Source organism: Psychrobacter sp. S1-30-MNA-CIBAN-0213 (genome assembly GCF_040309845.1).
In the GTDB taxonomy this organism is placed as follows: Bacteria; Pseudomonadota; Gammaproteobacteria; order Pseudomonadales; family Moraxellaceae; genus Psychrobacter.
Window position 1 is genome coordinate 16,059 of sequence record NZ_JBEOPE010000011.1, and the last position, 23,606, is coordinate 39,664.

Sequence of the window (23,606 nt, forward strand, 5' to 3'; positions counted from 1 at the left end):
TCATTATTATTAAACAGTGTTTTATCATACCGATAGGTCAGGTTAAATCCAATGATTTACAGTGAACGCATGATTACTCAAAATTGTTCATGTTCTATGATTTATCTAGCACCCGTCCATCCATTGCCAGACGCTCTTTTAAAGTCTCAATATCAGCTTCCGCAATAGTCACGGTTAACGTAACCTGCTTACTATAATTCACGTCATCAATACTGCCATTTAGACTTTCTACTACATAACGACATTGTGCTTCAGTAGCGAACTCCGCTAATATTTGTACTTGAGCCATTGGCACATAGGGGAGCAATATCATCTCATCGACAGCCGCTTGCGCAGAGCCTGCATAGGCACGAGTTAGGCCGCCAGCACCCAGTTTAATACCACCAAAATAACGCACCACAATAATAATAACGTTACCGATAGACTTGTGCTGTAGGACGTTTAGAATTGGCCGACCTGCTGTACCGTTAGGTTCGCCATCATCATCAAAGCCTGCGCTCGTTGTATTATCAGGATCGCCAATGATGTACGCCCAGCAGTGATGACGCGCATCAGCATATTGTTCGCGCAGCTGTTCCACGTGAAACATTGCTTGTTCACGTGAAGTGACCGGATAAGCATAAGTAATGAATTCAGATTTCTTGATTTCAAGACGAGCAGTGACGGCACGTTGTAAGGTTTGATAGCTCATATTCTAATGGATGATACGCCTAGGTTTGTGTTGAATATGGTAAACTTGCATGATAAACACTGCTGTCGTTTAAATCATTATTTGACGCAGTGTACTTTTATTATTCACTATAACAAAACTGATGGTAGCAAATAGCATGCGTTTAGATAAATTTATTAGTAAAGCCACCGAACTGTCGCGTAAAGAGTCCAAAAGAATCCTACACGCAGGCGAAGTCACGGTAAACGATGAAGTCATTAAAGACCCTGGTGTACATGTCGATATCGTCAATGATGAAGTCCTATGGGCAGGCGAGTCGCTATCGGTCGCAGCGGGCAATCGTTATATTTTATTGCATAAGCCAGAAGGCTTTGAATGTACGCTCAAAGTAAAAGAATATCCTATCGTCACCGAGCTGATTGCGGTGCCAGAATTGGGTAGCCTGCGTATTGCTGGACGCCTCGATGTCGATACCACTGGCGCATTACTCATTAGCGATGATGGCGGCTGGCTACACCGTGTCACCAGTCCTAAGCATGAGCACGCAAAAGTCTATGAGCTGACTTTGGCTGAGCCAATGGATAGTGACGCGCAGGCCAATGCAGTGAAGGAAGTCAGTGAAGGCATCTTGCTCGATGGCGACCATGAAGAAACCAAACCTGCTATCCTTGAGTTTATCGACGAGACTCACGCACGTCTGACGTTGGAGCAAGGTAAATACCATCAAGTTAAACGCATGATGGGCTACTTCGGTAATAGAGTCACTGAGCTACATCGCGCTAGTATCGGTCATATCACTTTAGAAGGTTTGGATAAAGGTGACAGTCGCTTTTTAACAGAGGAAGAAGTCGCAAAATTCTAAGAGTGGCGACGCCTTAAGCTTACTTATTAGATTACTTCACCAAAGTTAACTTCGTAATATTTTCTAAAAAACCAATTATCTGAAACAGCCATTGGCAGCAGACACCGTATCGGTGGACTGCTTGCTGATGTTGCCTGTCTCTTAAAGCTGAGTAGCAGTTTTGCAAAATAAATCGCCTAGCTCTTATCAAGCTCTTATAAAAATCTGCCAATGTGCTACAGTCTCAGTAGCTTACTTAATCTACTTTTTTGCATAATGTTTCTGTTTTATGTTTTAAAAAATGTCTCTAATAATGTCGCTGTTTTAGATGATGTAGCTACATTAGATTATTCCAGCCCCTTTATTTCAATATCGTAGTCGTTATTGTTCCATAATTTGCTTTAAGAACTCCGTTGATAAGAGCTTTATCTCAGTAATCTACTATTCATTTTGATAGGACAACGCTTGTGAAACAACCTGTATTTAAATTTGCCAGTCTCATTAGTGCCATATTGTTAGCGACTACCGCTTGCGCCGAGCCATCCGTTTCTAACTCCGTAAGCAAAAGTGCCAACCAAAACACTAGCCAAAATGCACAGAATACGTCAACAGCTGGAGATGTTAGTGCAGCTGTTGATAGTCAGCTACGCCAAGTACTGACCCAAGCTGGTATCAAGACGCAAATCACTTCTATTACGCCATCTAACTTACCTAATATGTATCAAGTTGATCTCGCTGGCCAACTGCCACTACATATTACTGCTGATGGCGAATACGTTATCCAAGGCGAGCTACAAAAGAACCCAAGCAAGCGTGTCGTGACTAAAACCCTAGCGCGTAGCAATAGTGCGCAAGCGGGTATGCCAGTAAGCGCTGCAGTCAAATCTGCTGTACTTGCCAATATGAGCGAGCTTAAAAACATGAGCGCCAAAACACCGTTCTTTTATACAGCTGTGCCGGGCGTGCTTTGGGGTGCAACGTTAGAGGGTGTACCGTTTTTATTATCCGATGACGCGCAATATATTACAGATGGCGAGATATCAGTCATTGAAAACGGTCAGTTCATGGGGCTAGACGAAGAGTTTGAAAAACGTAAAAACCAGTCCGTATTTAAAACCTTAGATGAGAAACAATTAATAACCTATCCGGCAACTAGCGCTGAGAGAGCCGTTATCTATGTGGCCGACGACGTCAACTGTCCTTATTGTCGCAGACTGCATCAACAACTACCGATGCTCAATGCAAAAGGCGTGACAGTAAAAGTCATCGGCTATCCGATATATGAGCAGTCACCAGCGCAAATGCGTGGTATTTGGTGTCAAGCAGATGATAGCAGTCGTCGCAAGGCATTTGATAAAGCAATGTTAGCGGGTGAGATGACACCTGCATCAGCTAACTGTAGTACAGATCATGTGACACCGAATCGTGAAAAGGCGGCTGGACTGGCTGTCATGGCCACACCTGCTATTTACCGCGATGATGGAGTGCTATACCAAGCGAGTTTTGAGAGCCCTGAGTTTTTAGAGTTCTTGGGAGTGAAGTAACTAGCTGTGTCATTCTTCTTAAAGAAGATCGGCAATAAAAAACCGCCCTATGAACATAGCTCATAGGACGGTTTTTTATGATGTATTTTTAATTAAAATGTCTTGTTAATCGAAGCTTACGGCAGGACTATATCGTTTATGGCAAGACTACATCAACGATTTTCCACTCAATGAAGCCTTCACGTTGCATCTCTATAGTAATAGGATAGCCTTTGACTTGACCGCTAATGGTAAAGCAATTGATACCGCAATAGCTTAATTTTGGCTTGTCACTATCGGTCCCTTGGGTTGCTTGCTGCTCTAACTGGGCAGCTTGCTGACTCATCATTTGCTGAACTTGTTGTTTGACTACCGCATCGACATCACCGCGATGAATAATCAAATCTTGAATTAGGTTTTTGAGGTCGACTTGATTGCTGGATATTGCCCAAGCAGCCGCAAGCTCTTTGGTAGCCGTATTGGCCTGACCCTGAGTATTGATAAGTTTTTCGATATTTTCTGGAGTCACAGCCCTATCTACCGCCTGCACGATAAAGCTATTAGCAGCTTTCGCAAGAGGCTCTCCACCAAGCTCTGCAACTAGCGGATATTGCTCCATCGTATTGGCAAACCTGCTGGTCAATTGGGTCTTCATACTCGGTCGTACTTGCTCGTAATTGATAGCAGCAGCGATAGTGGCACCGTCTTTGTCATCGTAGGCATTCTTAAGCTGATACGCACTGTAATAAGGCGAACCAGCATAAATAGCTACTGCAATGACTAACAATAACATCAGCAATGTCATTAGCTTTTTCATAATTTGGGTGACCTTATCGCGGACTTAATACAATCAATATGGCGATAAATACTAGCATGACTCTAACTAATAAAGGTATGAAAATGTTACGTAGATTTGCTGGGCTAGCAACGATTTATAATAGTTATTAGATTCCTTACTGATAATAGCTATTATAGATAGCATATTATCAAGCTACTCATTTCACTCCATACCCATGTAAATTATCGCTAGGAGCTTTTCATATTTTTTATAAACTTTAATAGACTAATTAAGAATTTAATGATTTAGGAGCTTGATAAATCAATTTAAGGTCTCCATTAATAGCGCAAACTTATATTAATTGATTTGGTTAAACAGCATCTCGCCGTTTTAGCTCGCAATCTTCATATGCTTCTCGTATTTTCACGCTCATACACCCTATGTTTCATGTGAAACATCTGCGTGTTTTCAGTCGTAAAAATCAATGAGTTAAAAAATGAGATTGCCAGTTGGCGTTACTGTGATGACGAGAGGAGAGCCCATGAGTAAGCGCGATTTTTATGAAATATTAGGCGTTAGTAAGACTGCAGACAGTAAAGAGATCAAACGTTCATACCGCAAGCTGGCGATGAAATATCATCCCGACCGCAATTCTGACGACCCTGATGCTGAAGATAAATTCAAAGAAGCGTCAATGGCTTACGAAGTGCTTAGCGATGAAGATAAGCGCTCAGCCTATGACCGTATGGGCCATGCAGCCTTCGAAAATGGAATGGGCGGTGGCGGCTTTGGCGGTGCAGGCGCGGGCAACTTCCAAGATATCTTCGGTGATATCTTTGGTAACTTTGGTGATATCTTTGGTCAGTCGCGCGGTGGCGGCGGTGGACGTTCGCGTCGTGGTTCTGACTTACGTTATGTAATCGAGCTGACATTAGAAGAAGCAGTACGCGGTTGCAAAAAAGAGATTAGCTTTACCGCACCTGCGCCTTGTGATACGTGTGATGGTAAAGGCGCAAAAGATGCCTCTGATGTAGTTACTTGTCAGACTTGTCACGGTCAAGGTCAGGTTCGTATGCAGCAAGGCTTCTTTGCTGTACAGCAAGCTTGCCCGCATTGTGGCGGTACGGGTAAACAAATCAAAAACCCATGCCCTGATTGTCATGGCGATGGGGTAAAAGATAAGTCACGCACGCTAGAAGTTTCTATCCCAGCAGGGGTTGATGACGGCGATCGCGTACGTCTGGCTGGTGAAGGTGAAGCGGGCGGTGCAGGCGTGCAAAATGGCGACTTATATGTTGAAGTTCGAGTCAAACCGCACAATGTATTTACTCGTCAAGGTGCGGATCTCTATATGGATGTGCCTGTTAGCATTACCGATGCAGCACTGGGTAAAGAAGTCGAAATTCCAACCTTAGATGGCAAAGTAAAAATTAAAGTCGCAGAAGGTACGCAAAGTGGCAAATTATTGCGTGTGCGCGGAAAAGGCGTCACGCCAGTACGTACGACGATGAAAGGTGATTTGATTTGCCGTGTCGTTATTGAGACGCCAGTGAACTTAACTCGTGAACAAAAAGACTTGTTACGTCAGTTCCAAGATACACTCGATGGTGATAGCAAACATCAACAGTCGCCACATAAAAAGTCATTCTTTAAGAAAATTGGCGAATTGTTCGACTGATAGATTGTTCAACTGATAGTTTAACTTGATAATCGATTTGATTATTTTAGCCCAATAGTTTCACGTGAAACTATTGGGCTTTTTAGTGGCTGTATAAAAAATAATTCATGCTATGATATTCAGTATAGGCTATATATAACCTCAAAAATAACCGTATTAAATCATAAGACTTTAGGAAAAAATATGACTAAACAAGTAAGTACACAACTTATCAATGTCGGTGTTATCGGGGCTGGCGGTCGTATGGGGCGTATGCTAATCGAAGCAGTGCAGGACAATCCGCAAACGACATTAAGCGCCGCTATTGAGCGTCAAGGCTCAAGCCTAGTTGGTGCTGATGCGGGCGAAGTAGCGGCTATAGGACGTTTAAATATAAAAATTGTGGATGACCTAACTGCTGTAATTGATGACATAGACGTCCTAATCGACTTTAGCTTACCGGATGCCACTGAACAAAACATGCAAACTTGTGCTGAGCATAAGGTAGCGATGGTCATTGGCACTACCGGCTTTAGCACACAGCAAGAGCAAGTGCTGACCGAAGCCAGTAAGCATACTGCTATTGTTTACGCTGGTAACTATTCTACTGGTGTTAACTTGTCATTGAAGCTGTTGAATATGGCAGCAAAAGCATTCGGCACAGATGCGGATGTTGAAATTATTGAAGCGCATCATAAGCATAAGATTGACGCACCGTCGGGCACGGCTTATATGATGGCAGAGGCAGTCGCAGAAGCACGCGGACAGAATCTAAAAGACGTGGTCGTATATGGTCGTGAAGGCCAGACGGGTGCACGTGAAGCGGGCACAATCGGCATTCATGCTATTCGCGGCGGTGAAATAGTCGGTGATCATACTGTGATGTTTATCGCGGATGGTGAAGTCGTTGAAATTACCCATCGTGCACGCGCGCGCATGACCTTTGCCGCTGGAGCAGTACGTGCGGCTACTTGGATTATTCAGCAAAAAGCTGGGCAATATAATATGCAGGATGTGTTGGGTTTAAATGACTAGTTATCAGTAGCTATCATTAATGTTATAGGATAAATCAGATAGATAGGTGCTACGGATAATAAGGAGCTGAATGTGCGCATAAATAACGATAATTTAAAGTTCATTATCAATGATATTGTTCTTTACGCACGCAACATAATCCTTGCTCTAAGTTTGGGTGTATTGCCAATAGTAGTGCAAGCAGCACCTTATCAAACCTACGTTATTCATACTTATGGCGGTGAAGCGTTACTGCCTGCTGTACGCCAGCAACTGGGTACCAGCACTGATGGTGGAACGGTTGCGACCTATCAAGATAAATTGGTATTACGAACGACGGCTACCAATTATCAAGCGGTACAACAATTACTAACGCAGATTGATGGTCAACCGCAAGCACTGACGGTTGCGGTGCGTGTTGGTAATAATGCCACTAGCCAAAGCAGTATCCAGCAAGGTCGGGTTATTATTTCTAACCGCAGTATCCAAGGTGCAGCAATCATTAATCAGCGTGATAGTCAGCAGCAGAATAATAGTATGTATCAAGTACAGACACTGTCAGGTAGCGCGGCAAGCATCAGTACAGGCACGCTCTATTCGCTAACGCAAAGTTATCAGGCGAATATTTATCCTACCTACAATCGCCCAGCGGGGCAGATTGTTATTCAGCAGCAAATGTTGTTACCAACCACTCAAGGCATTCAAGTCACCCCAAGATTATTGCCAAACGGTCAAGTGGAAGTTAATCTGTCTCAAACTGAAGAGAAACTGGTAATTGCTAATAACTCTAATAATCAAAGCTTTCATAATCAGAACCAGAACATCTATAACGGAAGTAACGCTGTTAAACGTCAAGGTCTCAACAGCACTATTATTGTGCCACGTGGACAATGGGTTGACATCGGACAAATTACGCAAGACATTCAAAATCAAAGCTCAAGTTATGGTAATAGTCGCAATAGTAACAGCAGCAACAGTGCGCCTATTTCGCTTTTAGTACAGTAGTTTATTTCAATTTTAAATGACACAAAAAAGCGCGGTACTGCTAATTACAGTACCGCGCTTTTATTTTATCACTTACTTATCTGCTAATTTATGTTGTTAGCTAACACAAGATGTAATCAACAGAAAATTTAATCAATATAGACCACTTCTAACGGAGGAAAGCCATTAAACTCGATAGATGAGTAAGAGTTGGTATAAGCGCCAGTGGTCAGCCAGTAGATCTTATCACCAATTTCCAGCTCTTCTGGCAATTGATAACCTGCTTCTTCATACATGATATCGGTCGAATCACACGTTGGACCGGCCAGCACTACTGTCCCTTCGCTGGTCGACGTTTCCATTTTCGGTGTATAGACCGGATATTTAATCGCTTCACCTAACGTTTCTATCAAACCTTGAAACAAGCCCACATCGGTGTACACCCAGCGGGTCAGATCAGTATCTGACTTACGTGAAATCAATACCACATCACTGACTAGGACGCCTGAACCACCAACCAACGAGCGCCCAGGCTCAAGAATAATCTCAGGCATATCTTCAACGCTATAATCATCGTTTAGATAGCTATTAATCTCTTCAGCATAAACCTGTACCGGATTCACTTCACTGATGTAGTTGGCCGGAAAGCCGCCACCTAAATTAATCATTTGCAGCTTAATGCCTTCTTCGTTTTTCATCCAGTCAAACATATATTTGACTTTGGCAAGTGCATCATCCCACGCGGCTACGTCTTTTTGCTGGCTACCTACATGGAAGGAAATGCCATAAGGTACTAAGCCCAAATCACGCGCCTGAATCAATAAATCAATCGCCATATTAGGATGGCAACCGAACTTACGTGATAATGGCCATTCAGCAGTATCTGAACCTTGTACCAAGATACGCACAAACACTTTAGAGCCTGGCGCCTGCTGGGCGATGTTCTTTAAGTCAGCTTCTGAATCAGTAGCATAAAGCTGTACGCCTTTATCATAAGCATATTTGACGTGTTCAGCTTTTTTGATCGTATTACCGTAAGAGATACGCGACGCATCGACACCGCAGTCAAGGACACGATCGAGCTCGTAGACTGAGGCACAATCGAAGTTTGAGCCAAGCTCAGCCAATAAGTTAATCACTTCCACAGCAGGACTGGCTTTCATTGCATAATGAATCTTAGCAGTAGGAAATAAGTCAGCCATTTCAGCATATTTAGTTTTGATACGACTTAAATCAACTACTAATAAGGGTGTCTCACGACCTTCAGCAGCTTTAGTGAACTTTTTCCAGCCAGTAGAGTCAAAATATTGGTCAATTTTAATCATGGTCATGATAAGAAGCCCTTAATAGAAACAATAGATTACCTAGACTATAAATGCTAAATAGCCTGTGAATAAAAGTAACGTAAAAAATAAAAAATTAAGCGTTGGTTGGCTGTGTCTCTTTATCCGCTTGTTTCTCGCCTTGCTTTTCACGTATTTTGAGCACTTTACGAACTTTATCACGTGCGCGAGTCTGTTTTAATTTTGATAAATAATCTACAAAGATAACACCGTTAAGATGATCCATCTCATGTTGAATACAGACAGCCAATAGACCTTCAACTTCTCTATCGATGGCTTGACCATCTTGATCCATTGCTTCGATACGTACTTTATTAGGACGCTCAACTTTGTCGTAGACATCAGGAACAGATAAACAGCCTTCTTCATACGGCTGTTTTTCTTCTACCAGCGGTGTTACTTTGGGATTAATAAACACCATAGGGGTGTCTTTATTTTCAGACAAGTCCATAACAATCAGCTGAATATGCTGGTCAACTTGTGAAGCTGCTAACCCAATTCCGTCCGCATCGTACATGGTCTCGATCATGTCAGTGATTAAGGTTTTAATCTCATCGTTAACTTCTTTGACTGGCTTAGCAATCGTACGCAAGCGCGGATCAGGATAGCTTAAAATAGGGAGTAATGCCATGACGGAGCACCTCGATAATAGCGGGTAGAATGGGCGGTTTATTATAAGTTAAATGAGGGCAAAAGTAACAATAATCAATGCATAACCGTGCAAATTCGTAGACTACGGTGTCACATTTTGCTTATCTAGGACACTTCCAAGAAATATATCGCACCAAGACTAAAAATAAAAAAAGACCTTACATGATGTAAAGTCTTCTTTCTCGAGATATATAAAATGACTATATGCGGCGTTTGTTCATAATCATCTCATATAGGAACAATAATATAATTGCACCAATTACTGAGAATAATAGACCAGTGAATCCACCATCGGCGTTAATACCGATGAGACTAGCGACAAAACCACCAAGCATCGCACCAACGATACCTAATACGATAGTCATAATCCAGCCCATAGGGTCATTACCAGGCTTAATAGCGCGCGCCAATAAACCTGCGACCAAACCTACAATAATCATCCAAATAAAGCTCATTGTTATTCTCCTAATTTATTACAATTGATAAAATCTTTCTATTAATATTATTGCTTAAGATGTTTCTCTTAAGGTCTTTCTAATGTTGATAGCAATATTGTAAACACTCATAGTGGTGAAAAGTAAGCATAAAGTGTTACCAGTGTAGGGGCTATGTGAGGAAAAACGACAAATTGCTATCTTGCAGAAGAAATTGGTAAATGAAAGGTTACAAAGGTAATCAGAGTGATAATGAAGAGACGTTATTCAGTATTTTACTCTTGGTTAGAAAATGTACAGCTCTGAGTTGACGTTAGGCACTAAGCATAAAATAGCGCTATCCCTTATGAAAAGAGTAGCGCTATTTTATTTAACAAGTTATGTGCACGGCATCAATAATCTACGCGAATAGTAGATAAGAAATGATACACTTTAAGTTTGGTCGGTCAATTCGCGTAGTGCTGTCAATAAGCGTTCATGAATACCTTCAAAGCCACCATTAGACATAATAATGACTGCATCGCCTGCTCGTGCGTGCGTCGTAATATGATCAATAATAGCTTCTACACTGCATACTACTTGCTGTTTGCCATTATGCTCAACACGATCAATGACTTCTTTCAATCCCCACTCAAGACCAGCTGGATCATACCAAAGTGTATGATCTGCTAGTACCGCTGATTGGGCTAGACTATCTTGATGGATGCCCATTTTCATAGTATTGCTACGTAGCTCAATAACCGCCCATAAACGTCTACCAGCCAGTTTCTTTTTAGCACCATCTAAAGTAGTAGTGATCGCAGTAGGATGATGAGCAAAATCATCGAAGACTAAGATGTCATTAATATCACCGATTAACTCCATTCGACGCTTAATACCAGCAAAAGTGGATAGCGCCGCACATGCGGTAGTGACATCTACCCCAATATTGTAAGCTGCTGCTACTGCAACCAGAGCGTTGTTGACATTGTGCATGCCGCTCATAGTCCAATCGACGATGGCAGTCGCTGATGGGTCTGCCTTAAAGCTTACTTCAAACTGACTACCATCCTCTGTAATCAATGCGGCTTGCCAGTCGCAAGTAGTCGCCTCGTGCTTCATACTTTCTGTATCAGCCTCTTGTCTGTTCGTCAACTTCTCGTCTGTCACTGCGGTACGCCAAACAGGAGTCCATACCCCTTTAGCTAGCGTGTCTTCTAAACTAGTAGTTGCTGTTGGCATAATGATTTTGCCAGTGCTTGGAATCATGCGCACCATATGATGGAACTGAGTCTGAATAGCGTTTAGGTCAGCAAAAATATCAGCATGATCGAACTCAAGATTGTTTAAAATAGCAGTGCGCGGACGATAATGGACGAACTTTGAGCGTTTATCAAAAAATGCAGAATCATACTCATCAGCTTCTATCACAAAATAACCCGATGTTGATGATGTTGTGCCGTCATTCGTTGTAGAGTTTGATTTTTCGTTACGTGTAACGTCTGCACCTAAATAACTGCTATGTGCAAACACGCTTTGCAAACGCTCATCCTTAGTATCCACTAATGGCACACCACCAATCAAAAACCCAGTATCAATACCAGCGTAGTGTAATATCCATGCCAACATAGTCGTCGTCGTTGTCTTGCCATGAGTACCGGCCACTGCTAATACATGACGTGACTGCAAAACCTCTTCAGAGAGGAACTGCGGCCCTGAGGTGTATCTCATACCTTGATTAAGCATATACTCAATGACATCCATACCGCGCTTCATGGCGTTGCCCACCACTACCAAATCAGGCGTTGGTTGCAAATGCTCCACAAGATAACCTTCTTGAATTATGACACCAGCGCTTTCAAGCTGAGTGGACATAGGAGGATAAATACTAGCATCTGAGCCTGTGACCTTATGTCCAAGCTCTCGCGCTAATAAGGCTAACGAGCCCATAAAAGTGCCACAAATACCAAGAATATGAATGTGCATAGATGTTCCACGCTATGATAAATAAGAAGTTGAATGAAGTAATACAGACGAGAACGAAAAGGTTAGTGAATAGAAAGTAGCAGATATTTAACGGCTACCAACATTCTTATTTACGCTATCAGCGCTCATTGTAAAGTAAACACTAATAGATAACCAATAAAAAACGCCTAACAAGGTAGGCGTAAACAATATACTTAAAGGACTTTAATAGAAGTTATTTCTCATGCATTTATAAAAATAAAATTGGGCTTATATCATACATTATTGGTTATTTACGCGATAAGGTAAGGTCAGCATTTAAGGTATTGTCATCATTCATCATTACAAGATGATTGTCTTGGATAGTATAACTTTCAATACTTTCGTTCTGATAGACAATGGTAATCATTGTATTGTCTTGACGATAAACACCCGACTCAACGAGTGGTACTTTAGGTGTCTTTGGATTCTCATAAATGCTGGTCTTTAGTACTGAACCATCAGCAAACAAGTTTAGCGTAACTGAAACACTGTCACAAAAAGGGCAGGGCAAAATTCCTACATAATCACCGATTAGCGTTGCCTGTAACTCACTACCTGCGCTGAGGTCTGAAATCATCGGCGCGCGGCGGGTCTGTAAGTTATCATCAGGCTTGGCTGCTGCAATCAACGACTCACCTTCACTAGCGACATCGTCTGCTACAGCAAGGCTATCATCATTCATCTGTGCAGAATCATATTGGTTATTATGCACTTTACTATCAGTCAACGATTGCTTCATAGTTGGATTATGAGCAACAGACGTCGTGGTTGATTGACTGTCACAACTAATCAGAATAATACTAAAAGTCAGTGTCAATAACAGACTACCAAAGCGCTTGATAGGAGAGGTTTTAGCAGGGATAGTAGGTGCGAAGTATTTCATCATTATACCAAAAACAAGCAAGCGTCTTGTAAACAAAAATAGGGCTTATAAAGCATTAACAAATATCCATACTAATAGTAGCGTTAATACAGAAGGAGAACGTTGTAAAAACGTCAACGCCTTTCAATACTTACATTTATCATTCTTTGCATCTTAATACCAATTAACTAACCACTTATCCAAAGTAAATACTACTTTTAGAGAAAACTTAATTAATAATAATTAGATACAAAGAATGAACGGCTATATAAAGAGGATGAACGGTGCACACCATAACAAACGATCATTGCTCTTATGTAGAGTTTTTGTTATAGACGAGTAAGTTTAGATGAGAGTGATTTTTAATCAAATAATTGATATAAATTATACCTAACAAAAGATAGGTTTTAGCTCAAAAAGAGTATAGATAATACAAAGGTGGTATATGAAATTTGAGATATAACAGAGGTGTAAATGAGAGATATTTAGCAGTTACTTAAAATAAATAACTGCTAATAAGTTAGAGGATTATAGGGCAAAAGATGTAAGCAAAATTATAATAAAACGCATGTCATGACATAGGTAGTTTATCGTTGAAGCAATTATTTAAGCAATTATAAATTTTATCTAGCATTATTAACGAGTAGTTAAAACAGGACGCAAAATACGCCACAATATTAGTCCATGTATCAGGAGCAATACACTAAAGAATATCAATGACTGCTCAGGAATGCTAAGGCCCAAAAAACGCCAAGAAACGGAAGCACATTCTCCAGAGCCTGCAAAGACTTCTTTAAACACTTGTAAAATAGGTAAAGTATCGAGCCAATAGTCTAAGCCTGGGCCACATGAAGGTACTTGATCAGCAGGTAAATGCTGAAGCCAAACATGACGCGCCGCCACGACTGTTGCCCAGCCAATGCCCGCCAAACTACCAACCCACAGTAATATTTTAAGAGCGATTGACTTGGGGTTCACTAACGCAGCGATTAAGGCGAATCCGCCCATTACCATTAATCCGATACGCTGAAATATACATAGTGGACAAGGCATTAATCCCATATAACGCTGTAAAAAGAATATTGCATAACTCATGCCGATCACGGTCATAATAACCAACAACACTTGTAAACTACGATAATTGGTCAGTCTTTGCATCAGGTACGTACTCTTATGGAATGGTTTATCTATAAAGGTTAAATATTAACAGTCGTTAGCCATTTGCTAGCGGTACTGCTGTAAAAACTCCATAAAGTCTTCAGTCTCAGCTTCTTCGATTTCAGCTTGTTGTAACACTGATTTTTCGGCAAGTACTTCATACTTAGCTTGTGCGTTAGGACTTAGAGTTTGCTGCAGTAAAGAGTCACGATGCTGCTGTGCTAAAGTGAAGCCAAGCTGCCACATGCTACCCAAACGCTCACTATCAGCGTTAACCTGAGCTGAGATAGTCGATTCAGAGTGACCAGCTTTACCTTGCATAAGCGCTAATGCGGCGCGATAATCGTTGCCACCATAATGGGCATCAAAGAGGGCTGCTAACGGTAACATGTTGTTTAAATGTTCAAGCATCCAGCTTTCTAATGGTACTTCTACACCATCATTGACGATATGTAGATTATCACGGCGACCTTCGTTGACCACGCGTTCGATGTTAATTGCTAGCTCATCTTCTTCATCAGGCATTAAATCAGGTGATTCGTTAAGCAGGCAATATAATGCCATGATTTCTAAGAAGCAAGCACTAGACAGGCGAATACCGACATCGCTATAAGGGTCAAGATCAATCGCGCGGAATTCAACATAGGCGATACCACGACGCTCTAAAGCCTCAGTCGGTGTCTCACCACGGTTAGCGATTTGTTTTGGACGAATAGGACTATAGTACTCATTTTCTATTTGTAGAATATGATCATTAATCTGAATTGGATGGCCATCAGTATCGTTTAAGCCCAATTTTTTGAAGCTCTCATGCGGTGTTTGGATGGCACGGCGCAGCCCCGAAATGTACTCAGGTAAATCATTGTAGCGAATATCGAGATGCTCTTGCACACTATTGGTATAGCCAAGTTTGCCCATACGTAAGCTGGTTGCGGTAGGCTTATAGTAAGTTGAATTATTTTGTAGAATCAAGTCGTGCTCACGTCCTGCCAAAAAACAAGGACAAACATTTGGACTTGCACCTAGCAGATAAAGAACAATACTGGTTAGGCGTTTAAAATTACGGATAAGGCCTAGATATTTATCGTTTTTGAACTCTGTCAGCGTTTGATTACTTGCTTCGGGCGTTTGTGCCTGCCAGTTTTCAAATAGTCCATCACCGAATGACAAGTTATAATGCAAGCCAGCAATGGTCTGCATACGGCGACCATAACGCACACCAAGACCACTACGATATAACGTTTTAAGTTGGCCAGTGTTAGAGCTACCATAATCTGCCAAAGGAATATCTTCATCATCAGACGAGAGCATGCATGGCATAGATAATGGCCACATTAGCTCGTCTTTAGCCAACGCTTGATAAACTAGCACATGTAATTGGCGCAGCATTGAGAGCGTGTCTTTGGGTGTATCTTTGGGATCAGTAATGAGCTCAAGTAGGCTTTCTGAATAATCTGTAGTAATAAAAGGATGGGTCAGCTTTGACCCAAGCTTTTCTGGATGCGGTGTTTGGGTCAGATAACCATCAGTTTTGATTCGTAGACCTTCTTTTTCGATACCACGGAGCATTCCAATTAAATGCTGACTGTCAAACCAATCTGGGATTTCAAAGTTAACAAAGCTGCTCGCAAAATTACTCATAATAGTCATCTATTGTTATTTATTATGGCAGATCAAAACACAACTGGCGTTTGACCATAAAAGAGGTAGATATTAGGTTAAGAATCCCGTCAGTTTAGCTCAAAGCTGTCATGAAAACCACGGACAATTACAAATACGATAAGCTTTATCCAAGGCTGATCCGACCGATTTTGACGGGAAAACTAACTAGAAAATAGTAGCAAAAAACTAAGATAATCGGTGCTATTCACGCGTATTTACCTTCATTTTTTCGTTACTTGTACCATGTAATTACAGCTTTATCCATACCAAGACACTTAGGATAAAGTTATTAGACTAAAAAGCACCTAACAATCAGATAGGTGCCTTAGCAAAACAAATAATTTAAACAATCAATATTGAAGCAGTCATTTAGATAGAAAATGACGAACCACAACCACAAGTGGTAGTCGCATTTGGATTGGTCACGATAAAGCGCGCGCCCTCTAACCCTTCGGTATAATCAACAGTAGAGCCTTGTAAGTACTGATAACTAAGCGAATCTACAACTAAAGTCACATCACCGTTGTCAAAGTTGGCATCATCTTCATTTAAGTCATTGGCAAAGTTAAAACCATAAGAGAAACCTGAACAGCCGCCACCAGTTACATAGACACGTAACATAAGGTCACTATCACCTTCTTCTTCACGTAGGCGACGTACTTTTTGTGCCGCGCTATCAGTTAAACTTAATATGGTTGGGTCTACTGGTTGGCTTGAGCTTGGGCTAAATTGGTTGGCTGATTCGTTCATATCTACCTCAGTTGCTAGGATCAAATGCTGTCGTCGTCCTGTTTGGGTTTGCAGTTAAATGGTTGCAAATAAAGATACGCACGGCGTTTGATTCGATTGGGTGCTGTGATTATGGCGATGTTATCGGTGTGACTAATGGAGCATTATAAATATAGTATTTGTGCCATCATAACTATTTAGTTGAAGGCCGGTACTTATCTTATAGCAGTATATCATAATGGGGGTAACGATTAGTTTGTCAAGAGTGACTCTATATAGTCAATCCACTATAAGAGAGTGACGGTGTTAACCTCGTTTGCAGTATCACCTATACATCTGCATTCGGTTGCCTTGACCCTCTTTTAAATTGAATCAACTATAATGACATTTAACTAGTCAAAGCTAAGCATTTATTATGCCTATAATTGCCAATCAAACCTCAAGTTACCTCTTATAATAAATGCTTGGTTTTAAAATAGTTATTTAATCGTTTGCCTATGGGGCAAGCGTTTGAAATAATAGCCGCCAGTTAACATACCAGATGTGTGTTTATTATTGCCTTATATTTTATATTACTGTTGAGATGAAGAAATTATATGATCGAATTTAAAGACGTTGGTGTTCGCCGTGATGGTCGTGAATTGTTTGCAGGGGCAAGCTTTCAGCTACATCCGGGCCACAAAGTTGGCTTGACGGGCAACAACGGCACTGGTAAATCGACCTTGTTTGCCTTATTACTGACGCGGATGGGCACTGGTGATACCGAGGTTACCCTTGATAGGGGCGAAGTGAGCATTCCTGATAGCTGGCATGTGGCGCATATGGCGCAGGAAGTGGGCGCGAGTGCACAAACGGCGATTGATTATGTATTAAGTGGTGACGAGCAGTGGTATGAGATTAACGCTGCTTTAAACGATTTGAGCAGTGTCAGTGATGAGCAGATTGGAGTGTTGCATCAGCAGTTTGATGAGATCGATGGCTATCGCACCCCAACCAAAGCCGCACAAATCATGGCGGGATTGGGTTTTAACACCAATCAGCATGAGCTGCCCGTAGAAGGGTTTTCGGGTGGTTGGCGTATGCGTTTAAACCTCGCCAAAACCTTGATGAGCCGTGCAGACTTAATGCTACTCGATGAGCCAACCAACCATTTGGACTTGGATGCCATTCTGTGGCTTGAGACTTGGATTAATGCCTTTACCGGTCTGGTCATCGTTATCTCACATGATCAAACCTTCTTGGACAATACTGTCGGTCATATCTTGCACGTTGAGCAGCAAAAAATCACCCTTTATACGGGTAACTATCAGCAGTTTATCCGTACCCGTCATGAGCGTATGGCGCAGCAGCAACAAGCGTTTGAGAAGCAAGAAGCAACCAAAGCACATTTGGATGACTTTATTCGTCGCTTCCGTGCTAAGGCCAGTAAAGCCAAGCAAGCACAGAGCCGTATCAAGCAGCTTGAGCGTATGGCAGAGCTATCACCGATGATGGCGGATAATCCATTTTCGTTCCGCTTTTACGAGCCAGCGAATATGAGCTCGCCATTGATTGAGCTAACCGATGCCGATATTGGTTATAGCGATACGCCACTACTTTATAATGCCAATGTGCAAGTGACCCCTGATACGCGTATCGGACTATTAGGCATGAATGGCGCGGGTAAATCGACTTTGGTTAAAGCCTTGGTCGGTGAGCTGGGTGTATTAAAAGGCAGTTATAACGTTTCAGATACGCTGAAACTTGGCTACTTTAATCAGCATCAAATGGATATCCTTGACCCTAAGGCAACCCCAATCGAGATGTTACGTCGTTTAGCAGGTAAAACGTCCGATGCGATGCTGCGCTCGTTTTTAGGTAGCTTTGATTTCCGTGGCGACCGTATCGATACCATCAGTGAGCTATTTTCAGGTGGCGAGCGCGCCCGTCTGACACTGGCTTTGATTGTCTGGCAACGTCCGAACGTCCTGGTACTTGATGAGCCAACCAACCATTTAGACTTACAAATGCGCCAAGCATTGACCATTGCCTTGCAAGGCTTTGAAGGGGCAGTGGTACTGGTCTCGCATGATCGCGAGTTGATTGCTAACGTCTGTGATGAGTTATATCTGGTCCATGATGGTCAAATCGATGAATTCGATGGTGATATTAGTGATTATGGTAAGTGGTTAGCAGAAAAACGCAAACAAGAAAATTCGTCAGATAAAGGCAGTAGTAAGAAAAAGAACAAAAAAGCCAATAAGAAGTTTGTTTCACGTGAAACGAACGACAGTCAAGCAACGAGCCAAGTAAACAATAAAACATCTACTGCGCCAGCAAATAACAAAGCTGTTCAGCCTGCGCTTAGTAAAGATGCGCAGCGCAAGATGGCAGCTGAGCAACGCAAGCTAACGGCACCGATTCGCCGTGAGATTGAAAATACAGAAAAAGCATTAGCTAAGATTGATGGACAGCTAGTTATGCTCGAAGAAAAGCTTGCTGACACCACCCTTTATGAAGAAAGTCGCAAGTCTGATTTGCTTGTTTTACTGAATGAGCAGACTGCGCTACAGCAGCAGCATAGCGATAATGAAGAAAAGTTATTGCTGTCGATGACGACGCTAGAAGAGATGGAAGCCAGTTTTGACTAGACAGCTCTAATAAGTGCGATGCGGTTGTGCACTTAAAGCTATTATTTACTTAAAATAGCAGACATAAAAAAAGGGAGAGCGTTAGCTCTCCCTTTTTATTACATTATTGTCTACGGTATTTGCCATCACCATAAGATAGTATCTTCATAGTGGTCGTACAAAGTTGACAGTTTATTTTACCAGCAGCGCCTTTAGACAAATCAAGGATTCGTCCTTTCGTAAAAGGTCCTCTATCCGTGATTTTTACTATTACGCTCTGCTTTGTCTTTTTGTTGGTCACTTCTACCTTCGTACCAAAAGGCAGCGTTTTATGCGCGGCAGTCATAGCATTCATATTAAAGATGCTTCCACTAGCGGTACGTTTACCATGAAACTTATTACCATAATAACTGGTGTTGCCAGCAAAGACTGTGGTAGTAAGTAATAGTGATAATGTGACAACTAAAGACTTGATTAAATAAGACATTTAATACCTTTATGCAGTTTATAAGATAGACAGATATTTTTGCCTACGTTATTTATACTCCCTATGAGTATGAATAATAGGGAGATTTTACAAGAGTGAGCTTGTCATATTATTACTGCTGTGTAAAAAACTCATGAGGTCAAATACCTGTTTTTTAAGAAGAAAAAGATATTTTTCAGTTAAAAAAATGATGATATAAGTACTGAAAGTAGCCTTATAAAGATTGATTCTCATAAAGAAGTCAACAAAATACTGGAAAGATAACAATACAATGTAAATAGGTAATATATAAAGACCAGAACTATCGATATAGCATAATTAATGTCATAAAAACCTAATTAGAAATAGCTAACATAATGTAAAAAAACCTTGCTATATTCTTACTTATTATTACAAACAAAGTGCTGAGTTGTCTTATATTGCTTCTAAACAAGAGGGACGTGCATCCATTGCCCTCACCAAACTGACACTACGCCAACAGTTGTCAAAGAACAATGATGCCAGAATCATAGTGACGCACGCTAATATAGTGACACACGCTAATAATGATGTTTTAAGTGATTCAGATAATACAAATGCTAGGGTCGCTTGGCATCATTACTGGTAAGACTTTGTTAGCTATGGCCGCAGGCGAAAAAATGAAATACTGACTCAGTATCCCCATATTATCTATTAACTGGATTGTTAGCAAAAAATACGATAAGGAAAAACAACATGGCAGAGAAAAACTACTATGACATTTTAGGGGTCAAAAAAGACGCCTCAGACGCTGATATCAAGAAAAAGTACCGTAAGCTCGTTCGACAATTTCATCCAGATGTTAGTGACGATCCAGATGCTGACAATAAGATTGCTGAGATTAACAATGCTTACGAGACGCTTAGGGACAAGGACAAGCGTAGCGAGTATGACGCGATGCTAAATAATCCATTCGCTGGACGAGGTAGTGCTGGCGGCTTCGGTGGTCAATCGGCTGGCGGTGGGCAGGGTGGTTTCCGCTGGGAAGATATGAAAGATCAGTTCGGAGAGGGCGAAGCCTTCGGTGGTGGCGGTTTTCGCTTCGATGATATATTTTCGGCATTTGGACGTGGGGCACGTGGCTCAGCTGGTGGACAGACAGGTAGCCGCTCTCAAAGTAGTGGCTTTGATCAATTTGGTGGTGGTTTTGGGTCGCAAGATAGCAAGGGTCAAGACCAACATGCAGAGATTACTGTGGATTTGGCCTCGGTCTATAGCGGAGACGATTATAGTATTAAGTTAAATGTCCCTGTCCGTCAGCCCAATGGCAGTGTAGATTATGAGAATAAAACCCTTAAGATTAAGATTCCTAAAGGCATCACTGATGGCAAGCAAATTCGCTTAGCAGGGCAAGGTGCTGCTGGTGGCGGTAATGGCAAAAATGGTGATTTATTCTTGAAGGTCAAAATCAATCACGCAGCTAACATTCGTATCGAAGGCGCGGACGTTTATCAAACAGTCAATATAGCGCCATGGGAAGCGGCATTGGGAGACAAAATCAACGTCAGTACGCCAGCAGGTACACTTGGCGTGACGGTTCCTAAAAACAGCAAATCTGGTAGCAGTTTACGTCTAAAGGGTAAAGGAATTCCTGCTAAGCAAGCGGGTGATTTATATTTAACCTTAAATATCGTCAACCCTGATATCAGTAGCGAGGCTGCAACCCAAGCTTATGAGCAATTAAAGCAAGCGTTTGCCGGCACCTCAATCAGCCGTTGATAGAGAGATAGGATGCTCAATTGAAGACGATGAAAATAAAGAGATAACGAGGATGATAATTATGAAAAACTCGCCCGAATTAAACGATATTGTATTGAGCTTAGATGAGCTAGTGTCTGCCTGTGGTCAAGACCATCAATGGGTACTGGCGTTGATTGAAGAAAATATCATTGAATATGATGTACCAGAGCGTCAGCAATTCACAGGTTACCAGCTCACGACCGTGCGCCGCGCCTCACGCCTTAGCCGCGACTTTGAAGCCAGTGTGCCAGCGATTGGTTTGATACTCGAATTATTAGATGAAGTTGAGCAACTTCGCCAATTAAAACGTCAGCTGGAACTGCAAACACCAGTCGTTGAAGTAGATATTGAACATTTAAAATAGTTAGTTTGATAGTAAAAAGTAGACATACAAAAAGGGCCTCAATGATGAATTGGGCCCTTTTCTGTTTGTGAAGCTTAATTTATAAATCTGAATATCTATCAATTAACGTGAATATTTAGGATCAGCTGCTGCGGTAAATAGTACGTCAGTTGAAGAGTTTAGTGCTGTTTCTGCAGAGTCTTGAATGACACCAATGATAAAGCCAATCGCAACCACTTGCATTGCAATGTCATTTGGAATACTAAATAGGCTCGCAGCCAATGGAATCAATAATAAAGAACCACCAGCGACACCAGATGCACCGCAAGCACTAACGGTTGCAACTAGGCTTAGTAGCAGCGCTGACGCAAACGTTACTTCGATACCCAAAGTATGCGCAGCAGCAAGTGTTAAAACGTTAATTGTAATCGCCGCGCCTGCCATATTAATAGTCGCACCCAGTGGAATAGTTACTGAATAAGTATCTTCGTGCAGACCTAGTTTACGGGCAAGGTTCATGTTGACGGGAATGTTGGCCGCCGAACTACGCGTAAAGAATGCCGTAATCCCTGACTCGCGCAGGCAAGTAAACACTAGTGGATAAGGATTTTTGCCAGTCTTAATGAGGACGATGATAGGGTTGGCCACTAGAGCGATAAACAGCATACAACCGACCAGCACCATCAAAATACGCGCATAACCTGCTAAAGAAGCAAAACCTGTCTCGGCGACGGTATTGGCAACCAAGCCTAAGATACCAAAAGGCGCTAGGGCAATAACCCACTTCACGACTTGAGAGATGGCATCAGCAAAATCGCCGACAACGGTACGAGCAGTATCGCTGGCTTGACGCAGGGCAAAGCCGATGATAATTGCCCATGCTAAGATACCGATATAGTTGGCTTCCGCAATAGCATTAACAGGGTTTGCGACTAGATTCATAAGAAGATTGGTTAATACTTCTTTGAGGTTAGCAGGTGGGACTTGCTCGATGGTAGCATTTACTAAAACCAATTCGGTCGGGAATAAAAAGCTGGCGCCCACTGCCGTCAATGCCGCCAAAAATGTGCCAAACATATACATGATAAGTACGGGTTTAACGTAGACTTCATTACCACTGCGATGTTGACTAATCGCTGCCATGACCAAAATAAATACCAATATCGGGGCAACTGCTTTTAGCGCACCCACAAATAACGTACCTAATAATCCTAATGCAATCCCAATATTTGGTGCCAACCAACCAATTAATACTCCTAATATTAAACCAATAATAATGAGCGGCACCAGCCCTATACGCTGGTACATCGCAGTCAATGAACGCATCTATACACCCTTTAGTTAGTCAGTAAAAAGTAAGTTAATAATGGAAGTAAAAAACTAATCGACGGATGGTAGCATTTTTTCAGATATTCGCATACCAGTCATACTAGAGGTGGGTAGATATCAAAGTGATAAAGAGAGATAAGAAGAAGATGAAAAAAGAAAAAGTGTAATGAATAAAATAAAATTCGCAGGCGAGTATAGGCAATAACTAGTTTGTAAAAAACTGGCCTATCTATAAGGTCTAATAGGTGAGGAAGGTTGCATAGATAATAACAGTCGAAGCATCATAGCTTCATAAGAGAAATGAGCCAACTACACTTTAAAGTGAGTAAGCTCATAGCCTAATTGTTGGTAGATCTTGTATTTGTGACGACCTTCTTGAACGCTGATGGCGTCAGGTTTTATTAGCTCAAGGACGCGAGAAGGTTTAGCATTGCTGGTCGCTGCCATGAAATCATTGACCGGATGTATCGTAGTATTGAGTACGATACCATTAAAATCTGCTGGTATATAAGCACCAAGCAATACCGGTGCTAAAGGGTTGCTAGTAGCAACATCAGTATCAGCACCTTTAGTATCAACATTGGATAGGCGTTGATGCGGTATAAAGCTGGCAGCATCTTGTGCCCATAGCGCCTCATCAAGCGTTGATAGCAACGCGTCATCTTTAATAAGAATCAGTATTGACTGAGTACTTTTATTGAGCGCCGTTTGAGTCAACTGACAAATAAAGCCCAAGAAATCTTGGGCTTTACTCTCACTTAAAACATAAAAACTGATTTTCATAAATC

General features: G+C 41.7%; 21 protein-coding genes. 8 read left to right on the forward strand and 13 right to left on the reverse strand.

Features of this window, described 5'->3' with window-relative positions; translation table 11 throughout:
- Window positions 1-94 precede the first annotated feature (94 nt).
- Complete coding sequence (locus AAEY87_RS10600) at window positions 95-691, reverse strand: YigZ family protein (RefSeq protein ID WP_350657144.1); 597 nt, start codon at window positions 689-691, stop codon at window positions 95-97.
- A gap of 136 nt (window positions 692-827) precedes the next feature.
- Between AAEY87_RS10600 and AAEY87_RS10605 the strand changes: the two genes are divergently transcribed.
- Window positions 828-1,532 carry a pseudouridine synthase gene (locus tag AAEY87_RS10605; protein ID WP_068033601.1) on the forward strand — a complete coding sequence of 235 codons (705 nt, stop codon included), beginning with the start codon at window positions 828-830 and terminating at the stop codon, window positions 1,530-1,532.
- A gap of 446 nt (window positions 1,533-1,978) precedes the next feature.
- Window positions 1,979-3,055: a disulfide isomerase DsbC N-terminal domain-containing protein gene (locus tag AAEY87_RS10610; protein WP_350657145.1), complete on the forward strand. Its 1,077-nt coding sequence runs from the start codon at window positions 1,979-1,981 to the stop codon at window positions 3,053-3,055.
- A 136-nt stretch (window positions 3,056-3,191) separates the two neighbouring features.
- Here AAEY87_RS10610 and AAEY87_RS10615 read toward each other — a convergent pair whose 3' ends face one another.
- On the reverse strand, window positions 3,192-3,851 hold the full coding sequence (locus AAEY87_RS10615; protein ID WP_350657146.1) for a DUF2939 domain-containing protein: 660 nt from the start codon (window positions 3,849-3,851) through the stop codon (window positions 3,192-3,194).
- Window positions 3,852-4,353: 502 nt separating this feature from the next.
- Between AAEY87_RS10615 and dnaJ the strand changes: the two genes are divergently transcribed.
- From dnaJ to AAEY87_RS10630, 3 genes are all read left to right on the forward strand, one after another.
- Entirely contained in the window at window positions 4,354-5,490 is a 1,137-nt protein-coding gene (gene dnaJ, locus AAEY87_RS10620; protein ID WP_068033607.1) for a molecular chaperone DnaJ, read from the forward strand.
- A gap of 183 nt (window positions 5,491-5,673) precedes the next feature.
- Window positions 5,674-6,504, forward strand: a complete 831-nt coding sequence (gene dapB, locus AAEY87_RS10625; protein ID WP_068033609.1) for a 4-hydroxy-tetrahydrodipicolinate reductase — start codon at window positions 5,674-5,676, stop codon at window positions 6,502-6,504.
- 72 nt (window positions 6,505-6,576) lie between these two features.
- Window positions 6,577-7,488 carry a hypothetical protein gene (locus AAEY87_RS10630; protein ID WP_350657147.1) on the forward strand — a complete coding sequence of 304 codons (912 nt, stop codon included), beginning with the start codon at window positions 6,577-6,579 and terminating at the stop codon, window positions 7,486-7,488.
- Between the two features lie 128 nt (window positions 7,489-7,616).
- Here AAEY87_RS10630 and AAEY87_RS10635 read toward each other — a convergent pair whose 3' ends face one another.
- From AAEY87_RS10635 to erpA, 8 genes are all read right to left on the reverse strand, one after another.
- The gene (locus AAEY87_RS10635) at window positions 7,617-8,792 is read right to left on the reverse strand and encodes a type III PLP-dependent enzyme (RefSeq protein WP_350657194.1); all 1,176 of its coding nucleotides are present in this window, start codon (window positions 8,790-8,792) and stop codon (window positions 7,617-7,619) included.
- Between the two features lie 94 nt (window positions 8,793-8,886).
- The gene (gene def / locus AAEY87_RS10640) at window positions 8,887-9,441 is read right to left on the reverse strand and encodes a peptide deformylase (protein ID WP_068033610.1); all 555 of its coding nucleotides are present in this window, start codon (window positions 9,439-9,441) and stop codon (window positions 8,887-8,889) included.
- A gap of 220 nt (window positions 9,442-9,661) precedes the next feature.
- On the reverse strand, window positions 9,662-9,916 hold the full coding sequence (locus AAEY87_RS10645; protein WP_068033613.1) for a GlsB/YeaQ/YmgE family stress response membrane protein: 255 nt from the start codon (window positions 9,914-9,916) through the stop codon (window positions 9,662-9,664).
- A 411-nt stretch (window positions 9,917-10,327) separates the two neighbouring features.
- Window positions 10,328-11,860, reverse strand: coding sequence for a UDP-N-acetylmuramate:L-alanyl-gamma-D-glutamyl-meso-diaminopimelate ligase (mpl, locus tag AAEY87_RS10650; RefSeq protein ID WP_350657148.1), 1,533 nt, complete (start codon window positions 11,858-11,860; stop codon window positions 10,328-10,330).
- A 268-nt stretch (window positions 11,861-12,128) separates the two neighbouring features.
- Window positions 12,129-12,764 (reverse strand): copper resistance protein NlpE N-terminal domain-containing protein, encoded by a 636-nt coding sequence (locus AAEY87_RS10655; protein ID WP_227514088.1) that lies wholly within the window; start codon window positions 12,762-12,764, stop codon window positions 12,129-12,131.
- A 615-nt stretch (window positions 12,765-13,379) separates the two neighbouring features.
- Window positions 13,380-13,901, reverse strand: a complete 522-nt coding sequence (locus AAEY87_RS10660) for a disulfide bond formation protein B (protein ID WP_350657149.1) — start codon at window positions 13,899-13,901, stop codon at window positions 13,380-13,382.
- 66 nt (window positions 13,902-13,967) lie between these two features.
- Window positions 13,968-15,542 (reverse strand): glutamate--cysteine ligase, encoded by a 1,575-nt coding sequence (gshA, locus tag AAEY87_RS10665; protein WP_350657151.1) that lies wholly within the window; start codon window positions 15,540-15,542, stop codon window positions 13,968-13,970.
- A 390-nt stretch (window positions 15,543-15,932) separates the two neighbouring features.
- Window positions 15,933-16,313, reverse strand: coding sequence for an iron-sulfur cluster insertion protein ErpA (gene erpA, locus AAEY87_RS10670; protein ID WP_021813277.1), 381 nt, complete (start codon window positions 16,311-16,313; stop codon window positions 15,933-15,935).
- A 575-nt stretch (window positions 16,314-16,888) separates the two neighbouring features.
- Here erpA and AAEY87_RS10675 point away from each other — a divergent pair.
- Entirely contained in the window at window positions 16,889-18,922 is a 2,034-nt protein-coding gene (locus AAEY87_RS10675) for an ATP-binding cassette domain-containing protein (RefSeq protein ID WP_350657152.1), read from the forward strand.
- A 103-nt stretch (window positions 18,923-19,025) separates the two neighbouring features.
- Here AAEY87_RS10675 and AAEY87_RS10680 read toward each other — a convergent pair whose 3' ends face one another.
- The gene (locus tag AAEY87_RS10680; RefSeq protein ID WP_068033623.1) at window positions 19,026-19,388 is read right to left on the reverse strand and encodes a septal ring lytic transglycosylase RlpA family protein; all 363 of its coding nucleotides are present in this window, start codon (window positions 19,386-19,388) and stop codon (window positions 19,026-19,028) included.
- Between the two features lie 714 nt (window positions 19,389-20,102).
- On the opposite strand from AAEY87_RS10680, the gene AAEY87_RS10685 reads away from it, so the two are divergent.
- Both AAEY87_RS10685 and AAEY87_RS10690 read left to right on the forward strand, forming a co-directional pair.
- Window positions 20,103-21,125 carry a DnaJ C-terminal domain-containing protein gene (locus AAEY87_RS10685; protein WP_350657153.1) on the forward strand — a complete coding sequence of 341 codons (1,023 nt, stop codon included), beginning with the start codon at window positions 20,103-20,105 and terminating at the stop codon, window positions 21,123-21,125.
- Window positions 21,126-21,186: 61 nt separating this feature from the next.
- Window positions 21,187-21,510 carry a chaperone modulator CbpM gene (locus tag AAEY87_RS10690; protein WP_350657154.1) on the forward strand — a complete coding sequence of 108 codons (324 nt, stop codon included), beginning with the start codon at window positions 21,187-21,189 and terminating at the stop codon, window positions 21,508-21,510.
- Window positions 21,511-21,612: 102 nt separating this feature from the next.
- Here AAEY87_RS10690 and sstT read toward each other — a convergent pair whose 3' ends face one another.
- The gene (gene sstT, locus AAEY87_RS10695) at window positions 21,613-22,815 is read right to left on the reverse strand and encodes a serine/threonine transporter SstT (RefSeq protein WP_068033629.1); all 1,203 of its coding nucleotides are present in this window, start codon (window positions 22,813-22,815) and stop codon (window positions 21,613-21,615) included.
- Between the two features lie 312 nt (window positions 22,816-23,127).
- Window positions 23,128-23,601 carry a DNA polymerase III subunit chi gene (locus AAEY87_RS10700; RefSeq protein ID WP_350657155.1) on the reverse strand — a complete coding sequence of 158 codons (474 nt, stop codon included), beginning with the start codon at window positions 23,599-23,601 and terminating at the stop codon, window positions 23,128-23,130.
- Window positions 23,602-23,606: the final 5 nt, after the last annotated feature.

Coding starts and splice junctions, on each gene's coding strand:
- dapB (WP_068033609.1), top strand. CDS start 5,674: ATGACTAAACAAGTAAGTACACAACTTATCAATGTCGGTGTTATCGGG.
- AAEY87_RS10685 (WP_350657153.1), top strand. CDS start 20,103: ATGGCAGAGAAAAACTACTATGACATTTTAGGGGTCAAAAAAGACGCC.
- erpA (WP_021813277.1), bottom strand. CDS start 16,313: ATGAACGAATCAGCCAACCAATTTAGCCCAAGCTCAAGCCAACCAGTA.
- AAEY87_RS10655 (WP_227514088.1), bottom strand. CDS start 12,764: ATGAAATACTTCGCACCTACTATCCCTGCTAAAACCTCTCCTATCAAG.
- AAEY87_RS10615 (WP_350657146.1), bottom strand. CDS start 3,851: ATGAAAAAGCTAATGACATTGCTGATGTTATTGTTAGTCATTGCAGTA.
- AAEY87_RS10635 (WP_350657194.1), bottom strand. CDS start 8,792: ATGATTAAAATTGACCAATATTTTGACTCTACTGGCTGGAAAAAGTTC.
- AAEY87_RS10645 (WP_068033613.1), bottom strand. CDS start 9,916: ATGAGCTTTATTTGGATGATTATTGTAGGTTTGGTCGCAGGTTTATTG.
- dnaJ (WP_068033607.1), top strand. CDS start 4,354: ATGAGTAAGCGCGATTTTTATGAAATATTAGGCGTTAGTAAGACTGCA.
- AAEY87_RS10700 (WP_350657155.1), bottom strand. CDS start 23,601: ATGAAAATCAGTTTTTATGTTTTAAGTGAGAGTAAAGCCCAAGATTTC.
- mpl (WP_350657148.1), bottom strand. CDS start 11,860: ATGCACATTCATATTCTTGGTATTTGTGGCACTTTTATGGGCTCGTTA.
- AAEY87_RS10605 (WP_068033601.1), top strand. CDS start 828: ATGCGTTTAGATAAATTTATTAGTAAAGCCACCGAACTGTCGCGTAAA.
- AAEY87_RS10600 (WP_350657144.1), bottom strand. CDS start 691: ATGAGCTATCAAACCTTACAACGTGCCGTCACTGCTCGTCTTGAAATC.
- sstT (WP_068033629.1), bottom strand. CDS start 22,815: ATGCGTTCATTGACTGCGATGTACCAGCGTATAGGGCTGGTGCCGCTC.
- AAEY87_RS10680 (WP_068033623.1), bottom strand. CDS start 19,388: ATGTCTTATTTAATCAAGTCTTTAGTTGTCACATTATCACTATTACTT.
- AAEY87_RS10675 (WP_350657152.1), top strand. CDS start 16,889: ATGATCGAATTTAAAGACGTTGGTGTTCGCCGTGATGGTCGTGAATTG.
- gshA (WP_350657151.1), bottom strand. CDS start 15,542: ATGAGTAATTTTGCGAGCAGCTTTGTTAACTTTGAAATCCCAGATTGG.
- AAEY87_RS10660 (WP_350657149.1), bottom strand. CDS start 13,901: ATGCAAAGACTGACCAATTATCGTAGTTTACAAGTGTTGTTGGTTATT.
- AAEY87_RS10690 (WP_350657154.1), top strand. CDS start 21,187: ATGAAAAACTCGCCCGAATTAAACGATATTGTATTGAGCTTAGATGAG.
- def (WP_068033610.1), bottom strand. CDS start 9,441: ATGGCATTACTCCCTATTTTAAGCTATCCTGATCCGCGCTTGCGTACG.